Source organism: Polaromonas sp. P1_G1 (genome assembly GCF_056405595.1).
Genome location: NZ_JBFUBU010000089.1, coordinates 1 through 6,409, shown reverse-complemented (window position 1 = coordinate 6,409; position 6,409 = coordinate 1). Strand labels below are relative to the sequence as shown.

Genomic DNA, 6,409 nt, shown 5'->3' with positions numbered 1-6,409 from the left:
AGTAGATCGTCTCCCACGCCGAGCCTGTCCAGCGGTGCGAGGACTTGATGTCCTTCCATGCGCTGCCGGTCCACATCGTCCTTCGGAGAACCTTCTTGAACGCGGTGCCGTTCCAGATGTGTGCAGACATTGCCTACTCCGTCACGTGGTAGATGACGCCGGTGATCTGGCCTGTCGTCGGCAGGACAGTCACGAACTGGTTCGCGTCACCGCGCATCGCCGTCGACGACGTCGTTCCGATCGACAGGTTCGAGTTTCCCGTGCCCGCACCGATCGCAGTACGCGCAGCAGCAGCATCGGTAGCCTTCATGACGTTTCGCCCCACAGTCGTAGCGTCCGAGATGTCGGCAGCTGCATGCGTGTGCGCCGTCGCCGACTTCCCGTCGAGCGCAGTCTGTAGACCGGTGACATTCCCGATCGCGTGAGTGTGCGCGGTCGGTGGTCGAGCGTCAGTCAATCGTGCATCGGTCCCCTGGACTGCACTATCGGCCTTGTCGAGACTCGCCTGCACCGCCGCGCCGAGCTTCGGTTTCGTGACAGCGCCGTCTTGCACCTTGATCGTCGAGATCGCATTGTCGGCAACTGCGCCAGTGGCGATTTCATCCGCCGCAGCCTCGGCGCGGTCAGCTTCGGCCGCAGATCGATCGGCGTGGATCGAGGATGCGTTCGCAGAGGTAGCYGAAGATGTCGCGCTCAGGTTCGCCGCACCGGCCTGCGCACTGGCGGTGCTCGCAAATCCTTCGGCCTGCGTCGTCGCAGACAGCGTCACATCGCGAGCTGCAATCGTTGCAGCTTTGTCGGCTGCCACCGTCCCAACGCTCGCATCGACGGACGCCTTCGCGTTGAGCGTGTCCGTCCGCGCCGTGTCGACCTGCCCCTTCGCTGCAAGTGTCGCGTCACGCGCTGTGAACGTGTCCGCCTTGGCCGTGTCAACCGCCGTGCGAGATGCAGCCGCCGACGCCGCGTCTGCCGATGCCTGCGTGAGTGCGGGGACTGTGACCTTGGGTAGAGCAGTGCTGTCCTCGAGTCCGAACTGCAGCTGATTGCCCGTCACTGCAACGGAATTGATGGAAAGTCCGCGTTCACCACGGAACGCTGCTCCTTCGCCGTCGGCCGGCCACCCTCCGGTGCCGTAGATGTAGAGCAATCCGTCGGCATTGACGACGAATGCTGCGCCGAGATCCCACGGGCCGGGGCCGAGATCTGCGTACGTCGGCACGGATCCGGAGAGGGTGACGCCAGCGCCGATGTCGCCCTTCTCGCCCTTCGTGATCACCTTGTGGTCGGAGATGATGATCTGTTCGAGTTCCGAAAGTCGATGGGAACCAGAGTCCGGAATCATGAAATCGTAAGTCGCTCGCCAATTCTGGGTTGCGATCGTGACGCGCCCCGGCCCAGGGTCGAGATCCGGGGAGGTGACGCGTCCTGACGCGTCGGCGTAGACCGGGATATCGGTCGGGGTGATCATGCCGTCGCCGTCGGCCTTGGTGCGATACGGGACGCCGTGGAAGGTTGCTGTTACCTTGTCCGGCCGGAGTGCGAGATCTTGAAAGTCCTCGAAGATGATGGTCACGTCATTACCCCTGTCCCGTATCGCCTTCGTTGATTTTGCGGCTGATGTGTTGCACAGAAAGGCGATTGAAGGCGGGTCCGCCGAGCGCGCCACGGCCGGGTGCCATTTCGGTGATGTAGATCTGCACCTGATATCCCGGTGTCGGAACGACCACTGACGTGATGTTCGTCGACGAGAACGGTTCCTGATCTGTCATGCGCGTCTTTTGTCTCGAGAAGACTTGACCAGACGGGTCTAGGACGCGAATCTCCCACTCGACCATGCCCGAGAGGAACTGAATGTAGTCGATCCACAGCTGACAGCGGATGTCCCACAGGCCTTGATCGTCGAACACGATTCGCCCGCTCGCAAGGTGGCAACCTTGCATCGGTCCCACCTTGTTGGTGAATCCGACCTGTCCCTTGTTGAAGAGTCCTGCAACAGTGTTCGCGTAAGCGGATCCGTAGTCGAGTAGCGGTGACAGCAGATCCGTTCTCTCGTTCAAATCCTCCTGCCCATCACGCATTCCAAGTCCGAGCTTTTCTGCAATGTCCTTGGTGTCTTGCGCTCCGGAGCCGGATGGTGGGGGTACAAACTGATCAGGTGAGGTCATCTCTCACACCTCCTCTTTGAGTGAGTCGGGAACGTCGGGCGGTTGCTGTCCCGGCACGTGATGTTCGATCCAGCGCAACAGCTCTCGAATGAATGCGAGCGCGAGCCGGAACCGCTTCTGTTCGTCCCGAAGCTTTGATTCCAGGCGGTTGATTCGCTCGTCTTGCTGAGTGATTCGAGCGTCCATCCGCGCGAACTGAACTTCGTTGGCTTTGAACAGTTCTGCCCAGTTGTCTGTTGTGTTCGATTCCCTGGACGAGGCCCTGGCGAGCCGTGCGCCGAGATATCCGAATATTCCGGCAAGGATCGTGGCTGCGACGCCAGCGAGTGTCATTCCGATGGGCGACATTCCACCCCCCGTGGAAACGCGGGAGGGTGTGAGCGTTCACTGAGCGCAGCCACACAGATAGCCAGACCGGCGATGGCTACGTAACTCATCGCGGAGACGTACGCACGCGGTATGTGCAAGAAGATCTGCGAGAGCATGAAACTGCCCGCCCAAAGAAGATTGAAGGCGATGGCGAATCCGAATCCGATCGGTTGAAGTCGCCGCCAGAAGACAGCCACGATAGCGACAGCGCCGGTGACGATCCAGCCGACCGCATACCAGGACAGTGGGATTAGGTGGTCTACGAACGCGAGTTGAGCGGGTGACGAGTCCGGGGATCGCGGACCGATGTACGACGATCCCCGGACTACAGAGGTGGCACCCAGGATTGCGAGGGCAATTCTTCGGACCATCACTGGCCCCCTTACTGGGTCAGTGGGTCAATTGCGTTTGCGGTGCTTGCCGGTTCCGAAAGCGACATCGTCCGCAGATGGATCCGGTTCCGGGTCTGCCGAAGCGGACTCGACTGCGAGCAATTCCGGCCGAATGGGAGCCAGTGAGGGCAAACCCTTCGTAGATCCGAAATTGCTCGTGGCGAGTGACGTCAGGACCGAAAACAGTGCTGCCGTCGCCGCCAGCGTGAGCGCGTCGCGCCAATTCACGTCCGCGAGTGTTCCCGTTGCCGGAATCGCGCCGACCAGCGCGCTGACGAATGTACGTCCTACGCGGTCGGCCAGGTCGATGACGAAATTGCCGGAGGTGAGCGCTGTCGATGTCGACAGTGCAATCAGGAACGACACGAGCGTCGCAAGCGCGGCCGACGACAGCGCTGTCGTCCACGACACCGACACGATGGTCGCGCCGGCACCTACGAAGATGAGCAATGTCTGCACGAACGTTTTGCCGCTGCGATCGAGCAGGTCCAGCCAGAAGGCGCGTGAGTCGATCGTGTTGGTGCCGACGAGCTGGACGCCGACGGTGACCGTGTTCTCGGGTTCAGCCATCAGCCGTCCCCTTCTGACGCGCGATGGCTGCGTTAGCCCAGAACATCGCTTCTTCGAGCTTGGTGAGCGCGAGAGCCTTCTCGCGACTTGGCGGCAGGTCTCGGTCGAATCGATGGCCGAGTTCCTTGCAGGCGTTGCGGACACTGTCGTGTTCCGCTCGCTTCTCCTGAGTGGTCGCCGGATGGAAAGCGAACCGGTTCTCGACGTCCTGTGACGTACGCGGATCGTGGTAACTCATCACTTACCCCCAAGGATCTCGATCGCACCCGACGGATGCCAGAGCAGGGATCCGCGGTCGAAGTCCTGACGCCGGCCACCTTCGTGGTCGTACTCGTCAGATGTCGGCCATCCGAGTTTCGTGGGCTKTCCGTCGACGCCGCGCACGCCGCCCTCTTCGATCCAGCGTCGACCGATGACGCCGTGGCAGACGAAACCAGGCGTGCCGTAGCGCCGAGCGATGGTGCCGCCCTGGAAGCTCTGCAGGTCACCTTCGCCTTCGTAGACGACGTGGAACCGTTGTGGGTAGCCGAGAAACTCGATCTCCCAGCCGCGGGCAGCCCATACCTCGTAGACCAGCTTCGGCACCGGTAACGCGCCTGTATCGGGGTGCCAGTAGATCGAACCGTTCTCGAAGTCTGCGTAGCGGCCGACGCCGTCCTTGCATGGCTTCTCGCCATCGTGCAGACGCTTGCCGAGCCAATCGGAGAAGAACCGGAYACGGTCGATCTGGTTCTCGATGACGGGCTCTTCCGGCTTGACGCCGTTCAGTTCGGCAATCATGTTGTCGACATCGGCGCGGAACTTGCCCATGTCCATTCCGCCCGGATCCCACTTGCCTTGGACCTTCGCCCACTCTTTGTGGCCGATTGTGCGCGTCGAGCTATACCCGAGCTTGTGGAGGATCGCGGCATTGATGCGTACGTACGCCCAATACTGTTCGGAAGACCAACCTTCGGTACCGCTGTTCTCCGCCTCGATACCGATGGTGACCCAGTTCGCGGCATTCGTTCGAATACCAGGCCAGGAACCTTCGCCAGCGTGGTAGGCGATACCGACGCCGCAGACGGTCGCAACACCCTTGCGGGAGAGATGGATCTGCGAAGCCAGTCCGAGCGACGGGTGATTCGCGATCGCACCGGGGCCAGGATTCGACCCGACCGGAGCGCCAGTGTGATGGTCGATGACGCCCCAGATTTCGCCGAAATCTCCGTGCCCTCGATCGAGTGCGCCCGGATAGAGCGAGACGCTTACGCCCGCATCTCGAATGACCTGCTCGAGCCAGACGGGATCACCTGTCCATGTCATTGCTTGTCCTTTCGTGAGTTCTTTTTCGCGCGCATGGCGTCGTATTTCGCCAGCGCTTTGCGGACCTTCTCGATCTCTTTCTCGGGAAGGTCGTCGAGAGGAAGATCGTCGAGTTCCGGTGTGGGAACTTGGCGTTCGATCGGCTTGTCGATGTCGACCCACTGACCAAGGTTGTTCGGGCCGATCTCACCGACGAGCGGCGGCTGATAGTGGACGAGCGGGCCGACGTGAATTCGCACGATCCATGACCCGGTCTGACTTGGTCGGCCGACGATTAGTCCACTGTGCTTGTCCAGTCCGAGTCCGGGCGGGACGCGGCTACCAGTGACGATGCGCCACGCGGTTTTGTCGGCGTCCGGCACTGGAATAGTCAGCGGCCGATCGAGTAAATACTCGTCCACTGCGCCCGAGAGCTGCTCGACGATGCGGATCCGCAACGTCACCGACCGCGGAGCGATGTTCGGTAACTTCACGCCGAGATCTTCGAGAAACTTCCCGAGAGCATTCAATTGCGGAGTCTCGAAAGAAACTCCGGCCGAGCCGTTCTCGTCGAACGGCGGATGCAGAAAGATGAAACTGTACGGATGCATCGTCTCCGGCCAGCTGTACGGAAACGCTGGATGGTGCTCCGCCATAGTCGATCGCTCCTAGATGAGGTTCTGGTACCTGGTGGATTCCGCGTGCAGGGTTTCGATCAAGCGCAGTGCAGACGAACCGGGTAGCTCGTCTTCGCGTGAGTCGCCGATCGTGATCTCCCATATCGGTGGCTGCGTGCGCGACCACCGACGACGCTTCTTGACGACGTATGAGAGCCAGATTCGTTTTCCGATCTCGAACCCACAGCGGTGCCCCAGGTCGACGTCTTGGCCGATTCGGTATGGCACGCTGTCGATCACGCCCGCAGTGAACGAGATGAACCCGCGTTTCTCGTGCAGGGCAACTCGGCCACCCTGCAGCCCGGACAGTGACCAGGCGTCACCCGGCGCGTACGTCTGTCGATACGAGTGTGAGCCCATCGACTGTTTGCGCTTGGTGTTCGTGAACCGCTGCCACGCGAGAATGACGTCTTCGACAGCTCGGTCGAATATGCCGAGCCCGAGCGCTGGCAGGCCTATGAGTAGACCGATGTACGCCAATGCAGAGTTCAGCAAGAGCTTGACCGAATTGTTCACCCACTGAGGACTTTTCCCGCCGATGATCACGGTGTGACCGGTCGCGTGATGTATCCCCATCTTCGAGTTCACGAGGCCTTGATGTTGCGATCTTCGCCAGATCACCACCGGAGGATTGACGCCGGCCGGAGGTACTTGACCGGAGTTCGGATCCGCGATCGTGACCGTCTCTGACGTGCCGTCGGGGAAGACCACGCGCACGAGATCGAGGATCGGATCGAGGAACGTTCCGGTTGCACCACTGACGAACGACGCTTCGACAACGTCGATGATCAGCGTCGGTTCAGTGAGAATGCAGTAATCGGGGAACGGTTGTGAGTCGCCGGGCATCCACCGCKGCGTCGTGAGCATCAGGCCGGCGTCTTCGAGCGTGGCCTTGATCAGATCCCACAGGTTATCGAACCGTGCTGCGAGAACAGTCCACTCGGATGTGTCC

The 6,409-nt window shown here is 61.1% G+C and carries 8 protein-coding genes; all 8 read right to left on the bottom strand.

All coding sequences use genetic code 11. The features are described 5' to 3' along the window. Positions 1-133: 133 nt before the first annotated feature. Positions 134-1,573, bottom strand: coding sequence for a hypothetical protein (locus tag AC1D1Y_RS25540; protein WP_477684817.1), 1,440 nt, complete (start codon positions 1,571-1,573; stop codon positions 134-136). 4 nt (positions 1,574-1,577) lie between these two features. After that, positions 1,578-2,165 carry a hypothetical protein gene (locus tag AC1D1Y_RS25535; protein WP_477684816.1) on the bottom strand — a complete coding sequence of 196 codons (588 nt, stop codon included), beginning with the start codon at positions 2,163-2,165 and terminating at the stop codon, positions 1,578-1,580. A 3-nt stretch (positions 2,166-2,168) separates the two neighbouring features. Further along, positions 2,169-2,498 carry a hypothetical protein gene (locus tag AC1D1Y_RS25530; protein ID WP_477684815.1) on the bottom strand — a complete coding sequence of 110 codons (330 nt, stop codon included), beginning with the start codon at positions 2,496-2,498 and terminating at the stop codon, positions 2,169-2,171. A 434-nt stretch (positions 2,499-2,932) separates the two neighbouring features. Then, positions 2,933-3,496: a holin gene (locus AC1D1Y_RS25525; protein ID WP_477684814.1), complete on the bottom strand. Its 564-nt coding sequence runs from the start codon at positions 3,494-3,496 to the stop codon at positions 2,933-2,935. Further along, the gene (locus AC1D1Y_RS25520) at positions 3,489-3,734 is read right to left on the bottom strand and encodes an Acb2/Tad1 domain-containing protein (RefSeq protein WP_477684813.1); all 246 of its coding nucleotides are present in this window, start codon (positions 3,732-3,734) and stop codon (positions 3,489-3,491) included. Before AC1D1Y_RS25520 ends, AC1D1Y_RS25525 begins: the two co-directional genes overlap by 8 nt. Beyond that, positions 3,734-4,801, bottom strand: coding sequence for an N-acetylmuramoyl-L-alanine amidase (locus AC1D1Y_RS25515; protein ID WP_477684812.1), 1,068 nt, complete (start codon positions 4,799-4,801; stop codon positions 3,734-3,736). Before AC1D1Y_RS25515 ends, AC1D1Y_RS25520 begins: the two co-directional genes overlap by 1 nt. Next, positions 4,798-5,436 carry a hypothetical protein gene (locus tag AC1D1Y_RS25510; RefSeq protein ID WP_477684811.1) on the bottom strand — a complete coding sequence of 213 codons (639 nt, stop codon included), beginning with the start codon at positions 5,434-5,436 and terminating at the stop codon, positions 4,798-4,800. The genes AC1D1Y_RS25515 and AC1D1Y_RS25510 overlap by 4 nt, the downstream gene beginning before the upstream one ends. Positions 5,437-5,448: 12 nt before the next feature. After that, positions 5,449-6,409, bottom strand: a 961-nt coding sequence (locus AC1D1Y_RS25505) for a Gp37-like protein (protein ID WP_477684810.1), incomplete at its 5' end; no start/stop codon positions are given.